Annotated in this window: 13 protein-coding genes; 11 read left to right on the top strand and 2 right to left on the bottom strand. The window is 68.1% G+C overall.

Annotation, left to right across the window (positions count from 1 at the left end; translation table 11 throughout):
* Positions 1–4 precede the first annotated feature (4 nt).
* Positions 5–760 carry a DUF6882 domain-containing protein gene (locus tag F3087_RS25715; RefSeq protein ID WP_150404592.1) on the bottom strand — a complete coding sequence of 252 codons (756 nt, stop codon included), beginning with the start codon at positions 758–760 and terminating at the stop codon, positions 5–7.
* A 64-nt stretch (positions 761–824) separates the two neighbouring features.
* Here F3087_RS25715 and F3087_RS25710 point away from each other — a divergent pair, with 64 nt between their 5' ends.
* Positions 825–1,352, top strand: coding sequence for an NUDIX hydrolase (locus F3087_RS25710; RefSeq protein WP_223885330.1), 528 nt, complete (start codon positions 825–827; stop codon positions 1,350–1,352).
* Positions 1,353–1,357: 5 nt separating this feature from the next.
* On the opposite strand, the gene F3087_RS25705 is transcribed toward F3087_RS25710, so the two are convergent.
* On the bottom strand, positions 1,358–2,068 hold the full coding sequence (locus F3087_RS25705) for a TetR/AcrR family transcriptional regulator (RefSeq protein WP_150404591.1): 711 nt from the start codon (positions 2,066–2,068) through the stop codon (positions 1,358–1,360).
* 100 nt (positions 2,069–2,168) lie between these two features.
* On the opposite strand from F3087_RS25705, the gene F3087_RS25700 reads away from it, so the two are divergent.
* From F3087_RS25700 to F3087_RS25655, 10 genes are all read left to right on the top strand, one after another.
* Positions 2,169–3,068 (top strand): AurF N-oxygenase family protein, encoded by a 900-nt coding sequence (locus F3087_RS25700; protein WP_150404590.1) that lies wholly within the window; start codon positions 2,169–2,171, stop codon positions 3,066–3,068.
* Positions 3,065–4,822: a DUF4873 domain-containing protein gene (locus F3087_RS25695; RefSeq protein ID WP_150404589.1), complete on the top strand. Its 1,758-nt coding sequence runs from the start codon at positions 3,065–3,067 to the stop codon at positions 4,820–4,822. The genes F3087_RS25700 and F3087_RS25695 overlap by 4 nt, the downstream gene beginning before the upstream one ends.
* Positions 4,823–4,861: 39 nt before the next feature.
* Positions 4,862–5,143, top strand: a complete 282-nt coding sequence (locus tag F3087_RS25690) for a DUF427 domain-containing protein (RefSeq protein WP_150404588.1) — start codon at positions 4,862–4,864, stop codon at positions 5,141–5,143.
* A 129-nt stretch (positions 5,144–5,272) separates the two neighbouring features.
* On the top strand, positions 5,273–6,895 hold the full coding sequence (locus F3087_RS25685) for a hypothetical protein (protein ID WP_150404587.1): 1,623 nt from the start codon (positions 5,273–5,275) through the stop codon (positions 6,893–6,895).
* A gap of 251 nt (positions 6,896–7,146) precedes the next feature.
* A complete protein-coding gene (locus tag F3087_RS25680; protein ID WP_150404586.1) occupies positions 7,147–8,952 on the top strand; it encodes an AMP-dependent synthetase/ligase in 1,806 nt (601 codons plus the stop codon).
* A 19-nt stretch (positions 8,953–8,971) separates the two neighbouring features.
* Positions 8,972–10,144, top strand: coding sequence for a PucR family transcriptional regulator (locus F3087_RS25675; protein ID WP_150404585.1), 1,173 nt, complete (start codon positions 8,972–8,974; stop codon positions 10,142–10,144).
* Positions 10,145–10,309: 165 nt separating this feature from the next.
* Entirely contained in the window at positions 10,310–12,367 is a 2,058-nt protein-coding gene (locus F3087_RS25670) for a CocE/NonD family hydrolase (RefSeq protein WP_150404584.1), read from the top strand.
* A 440-nt stretch (positions 12,368–12,807) separates the two neighbouring features.
* Entirely contained in the window at positions 12,808–14,253 is a 1,446-nt protein-coding gene (locus tag F3087_RS25665) for a condensation domain-containing protein (RefSeq protein ID WP_150404583.1), read from the top strand.
* Entirely contained in the window at positions 14,247–15,701 is a 1,455-nt protein-coding gene (locus F3087_RS25660) for a condensation domain-containing protein (protein ID WP_150404582.1), read from the top strand. The genes F3087_RS25665 and F3087_RS25660 overlap by 7 nt, the downstream gene beginning before the upstream one ends.
* Complete coding sequence (locus F3087_RS25655; RefSeq protein WP_191094133.1) at positions 15,701–17,080, top strand: condensation domain-containing protein; 1,380 nt, start codon at positions 15,701–15,703, stop codon at positions 17,078–17,080. Before F3087_RS25660 ends, F3087_RS25655 begins: the two co-directional genes overlap by 1 nt.
* The last annotated feature ends 110 nt before the right edge of the window (positions 17,081–17,190 follow it).

Genomic DNA, 17,190 nt, shown 5'->3' with positions numbered 1-17,190 from the left:
CAGCTCACAACGAGTTGGCCGAGTGCGCTTTCGACTCCGACGGCAGCTCGATGCGATCCATGACGACCCCGACGTCGAGGTTCGCGACGAGCCCGTCGGCGTCGAATTCGATGCTCCCCGCCATGCCGGAGCCGCTGAATTCGAGCAGCCGGTGGTTCTCGACGAACTCGGTCGTCAATCCCCGTCTGCTCAGGTAACTCTGGGTGGCGCGCCGATAGTCGACCAGGGGCAGCGCACCTATCCCGTGCGCCAATACCCGCGCGATGCCGGACGCGCTGGGCGGCGGTAGCTCGAACGCGGGATGCTCGACGAGAAACGCCACACAGGTGCCGTCGGTGACGCCGCAGTACGAACTCCAATGCCCGGAAATCACTTTCGCGGCGTCGGCGAGCAGCTCGGCAACCTGGTGCGGCTGCGGCGCCGCCCGCCCGAGCGCGACCGGCATTTCCGCGGCGCACAATTCGGCGACGCCGTAGCGGAAACCGAACTCGCGCACCATCCGCGCCACCGCGATCAGCTGCTTGGGGAAGCCCCACGGATTCGCCCAGGCCCACAGCCAGGTCTCCGCGTCGGCGGTGCCGAGCAGGTGAAAGTCGGTGCACTCGAATGTCTGCGCTTCGCCGACGAATTCGAGCCGGCCCCCCTCCATATCGGCCTGCCACCGGTGCGGACCCAGCAGTTCTTCGACGTGTAGCCGGTGTTCGAGCGACAGCAACCCCGCGTCATCGAGCAGCCTCGTCAAGGGCACAGGTTCGGACACCGGCATGAGCGTAGTCAACGCACTCCCCCTCGTATGTAACGCCCGATCCCATTAGTTTCAAGAGGTGACCTTGGCCGACCGTTATCCGTTGTTGCACACCCCGACCCATTGGGCCTGGGGTGATATGGACGTCCAGTTCGCCACCGAAGCACCACCCGACGAACTGGTCACCAACATCCACCTCGTCTGCTTCGTCGGCGAGGATATCGTGCTGTGCCGCGACGACCGCGACATTTGGCTGCTACCCGGCGGCACCCGCGAGCGCGGCGAATCCATCGACGAATGCGTCCGCCGCGAACTCCGCGAAGAAGCAGGCGCCCACCCTACCGGCCCGATCCGCTGGATCGGCGCGCACTATGCCACCAGCAATCAGGCTGCGCCGTTTCGCGATTGGCAGCCGCATCCGCACAAGGCGTGGCTCTGGTGTGCCGCCGATGTCGTGCTGGATTCCGCGCCGACGAATCCGGACGACGCCGAGCAAATCCTCGAGGTCCGGACTTTCCCGGTCGCCGAGGCCATGCGGCTGGCCCGCACCGACGGCGAGCATTTGGCCGAATTGATTGCTCTGGCAGTCGAATTGCATCGGCCCTGACGGGATTACCTGGCGCGCAACGCTTCCGGCCGGACGAGCAGATCGCCGACGACCACGTCGCGTTCCAGCGGGACGCCGAGACTGCGCGCGTTGCCTTCGAAGAGCGCCAGCACCGACTCGGTGAGGATGCCCTCGACCTGATCCGAGGACAGCGTGGTGGCCGCGTCGGCCCGCCAGCTGTTCACCACGCCGTCGACGAAGCCGATGATGCCGAACGCCATCGGCCGGGCCCGGCCGGGATCGATGCCGAAGCGCGACAGCCAGATCGCGAACAGGTCGGCCAGCCGACCGCCGATCCGGTCGCGCGCGCCGGCCAGCGACGAATCCCCTTGGGGCGCCGCGCCGCCGATGAAACGGTGCAGGTTGGGGTGCCGTTCGACCCAGCGGACGTAGGTGCCGACCACGCCGCGCACGGCGTCGCGCACCGTGCCCTCCGGGTCGAGCTTCGGCATGATCTGTGCCAGTAGCGATTCCAGGATCTGCCGGCGGATCTGCTCGTCCAGGTCGGTGCGGCCGTCGAAATGCCGATAGACCACCGGGCGCGGCAGCTTGAGCCGGTCGGCGATCTGCTGCACCGACACCTCGACGCCGTGCTCCTCGATGACCGTGATCGCGGCATCGATGACGTCTGCTCGACGCTGCGCTTTGTGCCCGTTCCAGCGGGTAGCGCGACCGTCCGGGACGGGAGGCTCGAGATTTCCGCTGGTCGTGGTCACAGAGTCACGATACCCGCAAGTAGGTTGACTGCGACATACCGTCTCACTAATCTAAATGTGACAGCTTGTATCGGTTAGTCGACAATGTTGGAGAGCAGTCATGGGCAACGAGGCCGCACTGATCCCGCAAGAGTCCTTCGCGCAGCGCTTACTGACCGGATCGGTCAAGAAGTCCTACGACCCGGTGGTCGACATGGACTGGGACGCGCCGCTGGACCCGGACAAACTCTTCCTCCCCGCGGAGGTCGTGTCGCTGTACGGCACCGAGCTGTGGGAGTCGATGACGCCGCAGCAGCAGCGCGAACTGTCCCGGCAGGAACTGGCGAACGTGCTCTCGGTCGGCATCTGGTTCGAGAACCTGCTGAACCGACTTCTGTTGCGCGAGTTGCTCGCCGACGATCCGACCACCCGGCATTCGCACTACACGCTGGTCGAGATGGGCGACGAGTGCCGGCACATGATGATGTTCGGCAAGCTGATCGACCGCATCGAGGCCCGGCCGTACTGGCCGCGGCGCGCGGGCCGGTTGGCCATCGGCGTGCTGCCGATCTTCTTGCGCGGCTCCATGACCTGGGTCGGCGCGCTGGTCGGCGAGGAGATCTTCGACGCGATCCAGCGGCGCACCCTGGACGATCCGGAGTTGCAGCCCTTGGTTTCCCGGGCGATGCGCATCCACGTCACCGAGGAGGCGCGCCACATCGGCTTCGCCAGGGACGCGCTGGCCAGGATGGTGCCGACCATGTCACGGGCCGAACTCGCCTACACCCGACTGTGTGTCGCGGTCGCGGCCCCGCTGTTCGTCTATCTGCTGACCAACCGGCACATGTACACCCGCGCGGGCCTGGACGGGCGCGCCGCCCGGCGGATCGCGGCCGGCAACCCGGACGCCAAGAAGGCGCTGGGCATCGGCGCCGCGAATCTCGGTGTGTTCCTGCAGAAGCAGGGCCTCATCGGGCCGGTCGGCGAGTGGATCTGGCGGCGACGGGGGCTGCTCGCATGAGCAAGGACCCTGAAATCGTCATAGTCGGTGCCGGTTTCGGCGGTCTCGGCATGGCCATCGAGTTGCGCAAGGCGGGCATCGACGACTTCGTCGTGCTGGAGAAGGCCGGCGAGATCGGCGGCACCTGGCGGGAGAACACCTATCCCGGCGCGGGCTGCGACGTGATGTCGCTGATGTATTCGTACTCGTTCGAGCCGAACAAGCGGTGGTCGCGGATGTTCGCCCGGCAGCCGGAGATCCTGGACTACCTGCGCCGCATCGTGGACAAATACGACCTGCGCAGGCACATCCGGCTGAACTCCGAGGTGGTGACCCTCGACTTCGACGACGACGCCGACCGCTGGGATATCGGCCTCGCGCACGGGCAGGCCCTGCGGGCGCGCCTGGTCGTGCTGGCGCCCGGACCGCTGCACGAACCGTCGGTGCCGGCGTTCCCCGGCCGGGACACGTTCCGCGGCACGAGTTTCCATTCAGCACAGTGGGATCACGACTTCGACGTGCGCGGCAAGCGGATCGCGGTGATCGGAACCGGGGCCAGCGCGGTGCAATTCGTGCCGCAGATCGCCAAGGAGGCCGCGCAGGTGACGGTGTTCCAGCGCACCCCGCACTGGATCATCCCGAAACCGGATCGACAGCTCTCCGCGATAGAGCACGGCATGTTCCGGTATCTGCCCGGCGCGCAACGGCTTTACCGGTGGGCCATCTACTGGGGCTACGAGTCGATGATTCCGGCGTTCATGAATCCGGAACTGATGCGTCAGGTGGAGAAGGTCGCCCGCGGCCAGCTGCGCCGCCAAGTGCACGACCCTGAGCTGCGCGACCGGCTGACCCCGGACTACCGGCTCGGCTGTAAGCGAATCCTGGTGTCCAACAACTTCTATCCCGCGTTGCAGCGCGACAATGTGCGGCTGGAGACCACGCCCATCTCGGGTCTCACCGAGACCGGCGTCGCGACCGTCGACGGAGCCGAGACGGAGTTCGACGCGATCGTCTACGGCACCGGTTTCAAGATTTCCGACCGGTTCGCGGATCAGCACATCGTCGGGGCCGACGGCCTTGCGCTGCAAGCGGCTTGGCGCGACGGGGTCGAGGGTTTCCTCGGTGTCGCGGTGCACGGGTTCCCCAACATGTTCCTGATCGTCGGCCCGAACTCCGGCGGCGGGCATCAGTCGATCGTGTTCATGATCGAGGCGCAGGCCCGCTACATCCGCCAGTGCGTCGAGCTGTTGCGCAAGACGTCGAGTACCCGGATGGAAGTGCGCGCCGCGACCCAGCACGAGTTCAATCGCCGCACCCAGCAGAAACTGGCGGGCACCGTGTGGAACGCGGGCGGCTGCGCCAGCTGGTACCTGGACGAGCACGGCGTCAACCGCGCCGCCTGGCCCGGTTCCAGCGTCTCCTACTGGCGCACCATGCGCCACCCCGATCCGGGCCACTACGACCTCACCGTGGCGGCCGATCGTGAACCGGCACACGAGTATTCGGGCCCGGCCACGCTCGACTCCCCCGGCTCGCTGCTCTCGGTGACGGTCTCGCTCAGCGGCCACGCCGACCCGATCGACGGTCAGTACCACTGGTACGGCCGGATCACCGGCGACGACCTGCCCGACCCCGGCCGCGCCGAGGTCCTGCTCACCCTCCCCGGCCGTTTTCCCACCCCCGGCCGCCTCCAAGAGCGCGATCCGTGGGGCAACGTACGCATCGTCGGCATCGGCGACCCGCCGTACCCGCTGGAGCCCGCCGAGGCGCATTGAGCACCGGGGCACTTCCGGCACTCAGGCAGAATCGATGTCATGGCAACGGCAACCTGGCAGGGCCGCGTCCTCGCGAGCAGCGACGACACGGTCATCGTCGAAGGCAACCACTACTTCCCACCCGACTCCGTGCACACCGAGTTCTTCAAGCCATCCGAGACGAACACGTTCTGCCCGTGGAAGGGCACCGCGAGCTACTACACCGTCGTGGTCGACGGCGAAACCAACCCCGACGCGGCCTGGTACTACCCCGATCCCAAACCCGAAGCCGCGCACATCAAGAACTACGTCGCCTTCTGGCGGGGCGTAGACGTCGCCTGACGCCCCCGGGCATCGGCACAAAGAATCGGCGGCAGGTTCGGCAATCTGTCAATACCACGCGGTCGGGTCATGGGGTGGGCTGGAGTTCACGGCGGTGCGCGGCATCGCCGAGAACTCCGGAAGGCCCCCATGACACTGTCGTCACCGCGGTTCGCCGCGGCCAGCGTGCTGTGCTGCGCGCTCGCCGTGGGCGCCGCTCCGCTGCACGCGAACGCCGATCCCGGCCAGACCTGGTTCGTGAGCGCGACCGCCGCGGCCGGCGGAAACGGCACGGAAGCAACGCCTTTCAATTCCTTGCAGGCGGTGCAGCAGGCCTCGGGCGCCGGTGACACGATCGTCGTGCTGCCCGCGCCGGTCGGCACGCCCCCGCTCGACGGCGGCCTCGCGCTCAAGCCCGGCCAGCGCCTCCTCGGCCGCGAAGCGCCCGGAAGCGTTGCGGCCGTGGCCAATACCACCGCCGCCAACGACGGCGACGCGGTCCGCCTGGCCCCGGACACGGAGGTCCGCGACCTCACCGTCACCAGCGCCCAGCGCGGCGGCATCTACGGCCGCAATGTCGGCAGTGCGGTCCTGACCGGCAACACGGTCGCCGCCACCAACCGCGCCTGCCACGACGGATTCGTGGTGCAGCCGTTCCCGCCGATGATCGGCGTCCCGTTCGGCATGTCGCTCCCGGTCGCCCCGAACGTGGTCGCACTGAACAACGGCTGGGCGGGCATCATGATCGACTCGGACGCCGGCGCGAGCACCCTCACCCTCGACCGGAACACCGTGCACGACACCGTGTGTGGCGACGGCATCGACGTGCGCACCACCGGCTCGGCCGAGGTCGAGGCCACCATCACCGACAACCTGACCCAGAACATCAACGAGGGCATCGCCAAGCTGTCGGTCCTGGCCCTGGGCTTGCAGAGCACCGGAACCTCTTCGCTCACGGCCACATTGCGCGGCAACACCCAGCGCGGCATCGCGCTCCCGGCGAACGATCCGCTCAACGCCGCCGCGGACAGCGAGGGCATCTTCGTCAACGCCGCCGACCGCGCCCGCATGCGAATCACCATCGACCGCAACAGCTATCGGCACGGTGGCGGCCATCTCTCCGCCAACGGCATCGAATTCGTCACCAGCAACGGCACCCCGGACAGCGAGGTGACCCTCACCGACAGCGAATTCCTCGATGTCCCAGGCGATATCGTGCAGAACCTGAATCTCAGCACGGAGGGCGCCCGGCACGTCATGACCATCGACGGCCTCACCGCGTCGGGCTCCAGCTTCCCCGGCGCGGCGCTCAACCCGCTGGTGCCGGGCAATCTCGGCAGCTGCCTGTTCTCCGCCAGCTTCGGCCGGGACAACACCACCGCCCTCACCCTGCGCAACGCGCAGCTGAGCCGGTGCAGCGCCGACGGCATCGGCGTCTACGCCTACTCCCCCGCCGGTCCGGCCCCGGCCAAGGCGACCATGCGGTTCGACATCTCCGACACCACCGTCGCCGACACCACCGTGGCCGACCTGCACGTCCGCGCCGTCGGCGACCTGGCCCAGATCACCGGCAAGATCGAGCGCTCCCGCTTCACCGGCCCCATCACCCTCGGGCGGAGCGACAGCACCCTCGGCCCGGGCTCGGTGCTCGACTTCGGCGGCGGCCGCCTCGGCAGCGCCGGCGACAACTGCTTCGCACCGGCCGTCGCCGCCACGATGGCCACCCCGGGCCTGCCGCTCGACCACCCGGGAAACTGGCCGGCCTGCGGCTGAAAATGTCATCCCGTTGACCGGAACTGCCCTCGCGCGCCCCGGGCGCGCGAGGCAGGCTGAGCTACGCGGGTCGTTAGCGACCAACCGGACGCGAATTTGGTCAAGTGCACAATGCCGTGCGCCACACTCTGCGCGTTTGTCGCTAGCGCACACGCTCTCTCATGCGTTCTGCTGATAGATGACGATGAGGTCATCCCCGTCCCCACACGACCGGGCATGACCTCGGCCCTTCGCTAGCAGAGGTTAGGTTCTTGGTTTCATCGACAGTCCCGGCGGCCGCCCGCCCGGACACGCTATGTGCGGCGTTCCAGTCAAACGTCGCGAAGTACCCGGACGCGGTCGCGCTGCGCACGCTCGGCGGGGCCATCTCGATCACCTGGCGCGAGTACGGCGAACGGGTGCAGGCGATCGCGACGGGTCTGGCCGCGCTCGGCATCGAGCCCGGCGACACGGTCGCGATCATGCTGACCAACCGCCCGGAGTTCCACCTCTGCGACACCGCGATCCTGCACACGGGCGCGACACCGTTCTCGGTGTACAACACCAACCCGGTCGACCTGCTCGTCTATCAGTTCGGCAACGCGGGCAACAAGGCGGTCGTCTGCGAGAAGCAGTTCGCGCCGAAGATCCTGGAGGCCGTCGCCAAGGCCGCCGAGCAGGGCATCGTCGTCGAGCACGTGATCTGCGTGGACGAAGCGCCCGAGGGCACCGTCGCGCTCGCCGATGTCGAGCGGGCCACCGCGGGCGGCTTCGATTTCGACGCCACCTGGCGCAAGGTGCAGCCGGACGATCTGCTCACCATCGTCTACACCTCCGGCACCACCGGCCCGCCGAAGGGGGTCGAGCTCATCCACACCAACTTCATCGAAAACGCCCGTGTCCTGGACACATTCGGCGGTGGCGGCCCGGACGACCGGGTGATCTCCTACCTGCCCGACGCGCACGCCGCGAACCGCTGGTTCGCGCACTACCTGACCATCCTCGAGGGCTGCCAGATCACCACGGTGCCCGACTTCAAGCAGGTCGCAACGGCTTTGGCCGAGGTGCACCCGAGCGTGTTCCTCGGCGTTCCCCGGGTGTGGGTGAAAGTCAAAGGCGCACTGGAGGAACGCTTCGCCACCGAGTCGCCGGTCAAGCGCCGCCTGATCGACTGGGCGATCGGCGTCGGCCGCAAGAAGGCCAGGGCCACCTCCGACGGCCGCACCCTCGGCGCGCTCGACCGGCTCCAGTACACGCTCGCCGATCGGCTGGTGCTCACCTCGATCCGCACCGGCCTCGGCCTCGATCGGGTCCGCGTCGCGGTCACCGGCTCGAACGCGATCCCGCCGGAGGTGCACGAGTTCTTCCTCGGCCTCGGCATCCCGCTGTGCGAGGGCTACGGCATGAGCGAGTGCACCGCGGGCGCCACGCTCAACCCGCCGGAACGGGTCAAGATCGGCACGGTCGGTCCCACGATCCCGGGCGCCGAGATCAAGCTCGCCGACGACGGCGAGGTGCTGATCCGGGGCAAGATGGTGATGCGCGGCTACCGCGGCGACCCGGCCAAGACCGCCGAGACGATCGACGGCGACGGCTGGCTGCACACCGGCGACATCGGCACCATCGACAGCGACGGCTACCTCTCGATCGTCGATCGCAAGAAAGAGCTGATCATCAACGCGTCGGGCAAGAACATGTCCCCGGCCAACATCGAGAACACGGTCACCGACAACTGCTCGCTGATCGGCACGGTGGTCGTCATCGGGGAGCAGCGCCCGTTCAACACCGCGCTGCTGGTGCTCGACCCGGACCTGGCCGCCGCCTACGCGCAGCGGCACAACCTGCCGGGCAAGACCGTCGCCGAGTTGTCCAAAGACCCGGACATCCTGACCGCTGTCGAGCAGGGCATCGCCGCGGCGAACAGCAAGCTGTCCCGGGTCGAGCAGATCAGGAAGTACATCGTGCTCCCGGAGGTCTGGGAGAACGGCAGCGACTACCTGACCGCTACTGGCAAACTCAAGCGAAAGCCCATCTCCAGCGGTTACACAGATACCATCGAAACCTTGTACTCGACTTAAGTCCGGGAAGAAGAACAGCATGATGCCATCGCGGACTCGGGTGTTCGACGATCTCCATCGGCGGACCGCGTCGATGCTCGAAGCGTTCTACGCCGCGCTGCCGCCGTACCAGCGGCTGCCGCAGTCGATGGTGGAGACCGACTTCGCCCGGGGCACCAAGCTCAACGTCGACCTGTTCTTCGACTACCTCGTCCGCGGTGAGGAGCCCGCGGAAGAGGACACCAGGGAACTCGTCGAGCTGGCGATGGACCGGTTGCGCGACGGCACCCCGCTGCCGGAGGTGCTGGAGCGCTACCGGTTCGGCGCGGCGTTCATCTGGGAGCGGCTGCGCGCCTCGGCCACCCCGGCCGAGCGCGAGCTGCTTTTCGACGCCTCGCTCATGCTGCTCAAGTACGTCACGCTGATCACCTCGCGGATCGCCACCGCGGCCACCCAACGCGTGCACGACCCGCGCTGGGAACTGCTCGAACGCCGGCGCGGCATCGCCGACGCGCTGCTCACCGGCCGCGACCCGGTCGAGTGGGCCAACGATCCGGTGATCCCGGTGGCCGACGCCTTCCTGGTCGCGGTGTTCCGCCTGTGCGGCACCCGGGGCGGGCCCGCGTCGGCGCTGCGGCACCGGGTGGAGGCGATTCCCGGGGTGTTCCTGCGACTCGACGCCGGCGGCTGGACCGCGCTGATCCCGCTGCAAGCCGGCGACGACGGCTCGGCCACGCTGTCCGCGCTCACCTCCCGGCTGCCTGCCCAGGACCCGGCCGAACCGCCGCCGTACTGGGTCGGCGTCGGCGCGGCGCGCAGCAAGGACGCGATCCCGGTCATGTACGCCGAGGCGCGCGTGCTCGCCGAACTGGGCCGCTGCCTTACCCGGCGGGAAATCCTGTGCCGCCGAAAGGATTTGCAGTTCGAATACACGGTCGCGGTGAGTGACGCGGCCCGCCCGGGACTCGCTTCGGTGCTCGCGCCGCTCGATGCGCAGCCGATGCTGGCGGAGACCCTGGAGGTGTTCGTCGACAGCGGATTCAATCAGCTGGCGACCGCACGACAGCTCAACGTGCACCGAAATACGGTGACCTACCGCCTTTCTCGGGTACACGAGCTGACCGGACTCGACCCGCATCGGCCCGCCGATGCGATGACCCTGTCCGCCGCCCGGCTGGCCCGGCGGCTCGAATCCGCCGCGTTCGCGCCGTAATCGACTGCGGCAACACAACTTTTAGGCACTCTTACAAAGACACGGCGAATCCCTCTGGGAATTGCCGGTGTTGCGGCACCCCGCTTATGCGTTGTGCTGTGTAGCGACGATGAAGTCAGGTGTGGACTGTCGGACCGCCCTCTAGCCCAGCAAAGGTTCAGGTAGTTGAGAATTGCGTTCCGGGCGCGGACATTCCGCTGCTCCCTGCCGGTTGCCGCCGCCGTCACCGCCGTCGGACTGATCCTTCAGCTCGCCCCCGCGGCAAACGCGGTGCCCACCGCCGGCCCAGTTCCCAACGCACCGGCCAACTTCGGCCTGCCCGCCGACTATCACCCGACGCCGGAGCGCTACGGCATCGCTTACGAACTGGGACATATCGTTCCGCTCACCGACGGCACCCAGTTGCAGACCGAGGTGCGCTACCCGACCGACCCCGCCACCGGTCAGCGCGCCGCGGGCGAGTTCCCGGTGGTCGTCAACTTCACCACCTACGGCGCGGTGTCGAGCGCGCTCGCGGCCGCGGTGACCAGCGTGGTCGACACCCTGCACATCGCGCTGCCGGATCAGCTGAAGGACGCGCGCCGAATCATCAACCAGGCCACCAGCGCTCAGGACATGCTGGTGCGCCGCGGCTACATCGAGGTGATCGCGGACGTACGCGGCACCGGCGGATCCACCGGCGCGTGGAACCCCGCGTCTCAGCAGGACGGCCTGGACGGCGCCCAGCTGGTCGACTGGGCCGCGAAGCTGCCCGGCTCCAATGGCAAGGTCGGCATGTACGGGTACTCGTTCCCCGCGCTGTCCGCGTTGCGCACGGCCGAATCCGTATCGCCCGGTTCGCCGTTGAAGGCGATCGTGCCGATGGCCATGCCGAACAACATCTTCAACGAGGTGCTCGGCCACGACGGCATGATGAGCCCGATCCTGCTCACCGCCATCTCGGTGCTGGTGCCGTACCTGAGCCTGATCGGTCCGTTCATCACCGCGGTGGTGTCGCCGCAGATGTTCATCAAGACCTTGGTCGACCATCTCCAGGCCGCGGTCTCCTCAGACAGCACGATCCAGTTGCTGATCGAGGCGTACGGCGGCGGCCCGCTGGCCTACGACGGCCAGTTCTGGCAGGACCGCCGGTTCGAGACCGACCTGAACAAGGTCGTCGACAACGGCATCGCCATGTACCAGGTCGGCGGCCTCTGGGATCTGTATCAGGAAGGCCCGTGGCGCAACTACTCCCAGTTGCAGAACCTCGCGGCGGGCAAGGACCAGTTCGCGCCGATGGCGCCGGGGCAGGCCACCGATGGACGGTTCCAGCTGCTGATGGGTCCGTGGTATCACGTCGGGCTCGGCTTCGGGCCCGGGTCGCGGATGGACACCGACATGATCACGCTGGCCTGGTTCGACCGCTGGCTCAAGGACATTCCGAACGGCATCGACCGGACCGAGACCCCGCTGCACGTCATCGACCCGAACAACATGGCGGTCGCCACCGCGCGCTACCCGTTCGAGCAGGCCGCCGTGCAGCAGCGGTACTTCGACGGTGACCGGCTGGTCGCGCAGCCGCCGACGGTCGCGGACGCGTCGGATCGCTTGGACTACACCGGCATCGACACCATCTGTAACCGGCAGAGCCTCGGCCAGTACAGCGCCGGGCTGTTCGACTTCCTGTTCCGCCTGCTAAACGCTTACAACCCGTGTACGGAGTGGGTGCGGGAACCGGTCGCCGGTCGCCGCTACACGATGGACCCGGTCACCGAGCCGACGGTGCTGGCCGGGCCGAGCAGCGTAACCCTGTACGCGTCCTCGACCAGCAACGATGCCGCCTTCCAGGTGTGGCTCGACGATGTCGGCCCGGACGGTTCGGCGGTGAACATCACCGGCGGGTCGCAGCTGGCCAGCCAGCGCACGTTGAACGACGAAAAGACTTGGCGTACAACGGATGGCACGATCTACGCGCCGGAACACGTGATCCGCAAGGACGCCGAGCAGCTGCTCACCCCGGGGGAAGTGACCGAACTGGACATCAAGATCCGCCCGACCTTCTACCGCCTGGAGCCCGGACACGCACTGCGGCTGCGGATCACCAGCGGTACCTTCCCATCCACTATGCCCATTCCGACTGATTTGCCGCGTTTGCTCGGTTCGTCCCAACAGCTGCACCGGGACGCGGCCCGGCCGTCGGGCCTGATCGTTCCGCTCGCGCCGGCCTCGGCGTTCGGCGGCTGAGACACCGGGCGCACCCGGGTCGGAATCGCCCGATCCGGGTGCGTCCCAGGTCACGTTTAGCCAGCCTTCAACAGCGGGAGCTGTAAAGATCATGCAAACCTGGGATGAATTCCAGGTGCATTGAGACACATTGTCCGGCAATCTCTCAGCTACCTGAACATTAAGCGTTTCACATCCTCGCTGGCAGCGGCGCTGAGACCGGCTATTGCACCGCCCGCAACGCCGTTGTCCGCGATTCCGGGGCAAATACCGGTGATCAGGCTCACCGTCACATTCACCGAGAATTTCTTCTACAGTTTGTCTCGTTCCGGTCCGACGATGACGTCCCGGGACCGTTCGGACAAAGTTCTCGGATGCAGGCCGAAATTCTTGTCACTATTCGGATCGGCATTTCCCTTACCGCGCTGAGGGGATCGCCGATGGGCAGCTGAAGGTGTGTCATGGAATTCATCGAACTGGCCGATTATCCGCTGCCGAGCGGCCGTGTGATCGAGTGGCTCCCGACTGCCACTTCGCACTGGGCCGACTGGCCGCGAGATACTCGCGCCGTTTCCTATAATCACGAGCATCATCTTCGAGATGCGGTGGAACACAGTCGAATACGGGATCGCCGCCACTACTGGCTCGGTCACGCGTTCCGGATCGACGGACCGCTCGACCCGCAAGCCTGGCGTACCGCCCTGGACGCCTGGATCGACCGGCACGAGGGTCTGCGCTCGCATGTCGCCATCGAGGGCGGCCGACCGGCCAGATACACGTTGCCGCCCGGTGAGATCCGGGTACAACCGGTCGACGCGGGCGCGCCGACCTCGACCATGGCGACATATCGACTGGTCAACAGCCTGATCGACGACGGAACGTCACCGCTGCGGTGGCCGTCCTACGTCTGCGTGACCATCGCGGGCCGGGCCGGCGTCACCGTCATCTTCGCCGCCGACCACTCGATCATGGACGGCTACTCCAGCGTCTCGACCAGCGGCGAACTGCTCGCGCTGTACAACGCCGCCCGAGCCGGTGAACCCGCACAGCTGCGCGACACCGGCAGCTACGTCGACTTCAGCCAGGACGAACGCATTCGCGCCGCGGCGACCACCGCCGACCATCCCGCGGTCGACACCTGGCGGACGTTCTTCCTGGAAGACACCTACAACGACAGCCCGGCCGGCACGCTCAGCCGGGTCGCGGCGGCGCCGATCGATCTGGTCGACACCGCCGAGGCACCCCGCCGGGCACCGCAGCGGACCCTGTCCGTCGAGGTGCTCGACGCCGATGCCGCCGACGCCGCCGCACGGATAGCGCGCGAGCACGGCCAGGGCCTGTTCGCCCTGTTGCTCGCGGCGTTCGCGGTGACCACCACCGAGCTCGGCGCGGGGCGCGATTTCCGCACGGTGATCCCGCTGCACACCCGATCCGACCCGCAGTGGGCCGAGACCCTCGGCTGGTTCGTCGGGCTCGCCCCGTTCCAGCTCGATTGCGGCACGGCGCGCACGCTCGCCGAGTTGATCGCCCCGGCGGGCGAGGAACTGCGTCGCACCAACAGCGCGGCGACGGTGCCGTTCGCCAGGGTGTGCGAACTGCTCGGCACCCAGCCGAGCATCTCGTTCATGGTCTCCTACATGGACATCCGCTCCGCACCCTGCGCGGCGACCTGGACCGAGACCGGTGCCTGCATCCTGCGCAGCAGCAACGTCTCGACCAACGAGTTCTACTTCTGGATCGCCCGTACCCCCTTGGGCGTGACGCTCAACATGCGTTATCCGGGCACCACCAAGGCAACCCGCGATGTCCACCGCCATGTGCTGCGCATGCGCGACCTCCTCGCCGAGCTCACCCGCTACGGCGATGCCCGAATCCGTCCGATCGAAGGAGCGCCGCTGTCATGGTAGAGATGACCCTCACCGAACACTGGCAGCCGAAACCCGGCGTGCTACTCGAGTTCACCACCACGGCGGCGAGCCAGGCGGCCACCGAAACCACCGCGCCCTCCGACATTCCCGCGACCTACCTGCAGGAATCGCACATCCGCCGCTGGTCGGCGCGCAGGCAGTCCAACGACCCGCTCGCCTCCGAGCTGTCGTTCTGCTTCACGGTCGCCCGCCCGCTCGACGCGGAGGCGCTGCGCCGCACCTACGTCGCGTTCCTGCAACGCCACGAGACGCTGCGCTCGTGGTTCCGGATCGACGAGTCCGACGGCGGATTCGGGCTGACCAGGTACCTGCTCGACCCGGCGGCGGTCGACCTGGAAACCCATACCCTGGCCACCTTCACCGATAGCGGCGAGCTGCGCGACACCCTGGTCGCGAAGTTCAAGGCCAACGCGAATCCGACCCGCTGGCCCGCGATCGTCTGCTGCGCGATCGACCACGGCGCGGACGGATTCACCATCGTCTACAGCGCCGACCACGCGTTCACCGACGGTATGTCGGTGCTCACCTCCACCTACGAATTCCATGCGCTGTACACGGCGTTCAGCACCGGCCAGGAGCCCGTGTTGCCGCCGGTCGGCAGCTACGTCGAGTTCGCCAGGACCGAGCGCGCCGCGGTCGCCGCCCAGCCGCCGGAGCTGGAGCAGCTGGCGGGCCTGCTCGCCGAGAAGGGGCATCAGGTGCGTCCGCTGCCGATCGAGCTGGGCCTGGAGCCCGGTGCGGTCGCCGACAGCTTCGGCACCAAGGTCGACATGCTCGACGCGGCCGAGATCGACGCGTTCGCCGCGGCCTGCAAGAACGCGGGCGGTTCGTTCTCCGCGGGGCTCTACGCCGCGGTCGCCCTGGCCGAGCTCGAATTCGCGGGCCGGACCAGTTATCTGGGCATGAACGTGGTCGGCACCCGGAGCGAGCCGCAGTATCAGCTCGCGCAGGGCTGGTTCATCAACCTGATGCCGATCGCGTTCGAGCTCGACGGGGCGCACCGGTTCACCGAGCTGATCGGCCGGGCCGGGGTCGCGCTGGACTGGACCAAGCCGCTGTCCAACGTGCCGATCCATGCCGCGCTCGACCGGGCGGCCGCGCTCACCGGATCGCCGCTGCCGGTCACGACGGACTGGCCCTGGGTGTCCTACCTGGACATGCGCGCGGTGTCCGGACCGGCGCTGGAGGCCGCGATGCCCGGCGTCTCCGGGATCAACGGTCTCGGCTCGCGCAGCAAGATCGGGCAGACCTCGCCCATCTGGTTCAACCGCGAGCTGGAGCGGCTGCACGTCACGATGATGTACCCGGACACGCCGGTCGCGCACAAGTCGGCCGCCGACTATCTCGGGCAGATCCGGACCACCTTGCGCGCCATCGCCGAAACCGGCGATTTCGCGGTCACCGCACCAGCTCTCGCGAGGTCATGATGCAGTTGCTTTTTCTCGACCAACTGAATGCACCACCGGGCACCCTGCTCGAATGGTCCGCGGTCGCCGAGCCCGGACCGACGCCCGACGCCACACCCCCGTCCTCCAACCAGGCGATCCACCTGTCCTCGGGCGGGCCGACGACCTGGCTCGCCGCGACCTTCGACGTGGCAGGCCCGATCGACGAATCCGCCTTGCAGACGGCCTTTTCGGTGTGGCTGCCCCGCCACGACGCGCTGCATTGCAGCTTCGAACCGCCCGCCGACGGCAAGCCTGCGTCGGTGCACGTGGTGGTGGACAGCGACATCCGGCTCGTCCCGCAGCCCGCCGTCGAGACCGCGACCACCGAGGACCTGCGCACCGTCCTCGGCGGCCGGCTCGATCAGGCGTGCTCGCCGTTCACCTTCGCGCCGTATTTCCTCGGCGCGATCAGCCGGGCGGAAACGTCCACGGTGGTCTGCGGATTCGACCACGCGGTGTGTGACGCCTGGTCGATCACCATCGCGGTGGCCGAGCTGGACGAGCTCTACCGGGCCGCTTGCGAGGACGGTCACGACGCTGCCGTCGCGGCCGCCGACCGGCTGCCCGAGCCGGGCAGCTTCCTGTCCTACTCGACCAGGGAGGCCGCCATTCCGGCGGCGGCGACCGGTCCGCTGATCCGTTCGTGGCGGGACTTCCTGCACGCCGCGGGCAACGACCTGCCGCACTTCCCGCTCGATCTCGGCGTCCCGGCCGGGACGCTGGCGCCGTTCGGCAGCGATGTCCGGCTGCTGCTCGGCGCGATGGCCACCGACGCGCTGCATCGCAAGTCGCGGGCCGACGGGTACTCGATGTTCGCGGCGCTGCTGGCCGCGGTCGCGATGGCCGCGGCCGAGCTCGGCGGGCGCACCGGGATCGACCTGGTGTTCCCGGTGCACACCCGGCGGGAACCGCGGCACCACAACACCTTCGGCTGGCTGGTGTCGAACGCGCCGGCGCATGTGCCGGTGGCGCACGACTTCTGCGCGACCGCGCAGTCGGCGGACGACGCGGTCCGGTCTGGGCAGCGGCTGGCGCAGGTCCCGGCCAGCCGCGTACTCGCCGCGATGGGCGCTGACCTGCGCCGGAGCCGGCAGGATCTGTTCAGCGTCTCCTACACCGACTACCGGCGGCTACCGGGCGGCTCGCGCAGCGACACGACCCGCACGGTGCCCCGGAATCCGGGCCAGCTCAGTCGCAGCGCGCCACTGGACGACGTGCAGCTGTGGTTCACCCGCACCGACGACGGGCTCGCCCTGCGCACCCGTTTCCCCACCACCCCTACCTCCGGGCGGTTGATCGGTGAGTTCCTCGACAAGGTCGCCGCGACCCTGTCCGCCGCGATCTCGGTCCGGGTATGACGGGCCGATACTCGCCCAGCGTCAACCCGTCTCGACCCGTCGGTCCGGCACCCGCTACGACGTGGGTGCCGGGTCGCGGAACGATAGACCCGTTCGACCTCCGGCGATCG

This window comes from Nocardia colli (genome assembly GCF_008704205.1).
Taxonomy (GTDB): Bacteria; Actinomycetota; Actinomycetes; order Mycobacteriales; family Mycobacteriaceae; genus Nocardia; species Nocardia colli.
The sequence above is the reverse complement of the archived record's forward strand: the minus strand, read 5'-3'. Positions and strand labels throughout refer to the sequence as shown.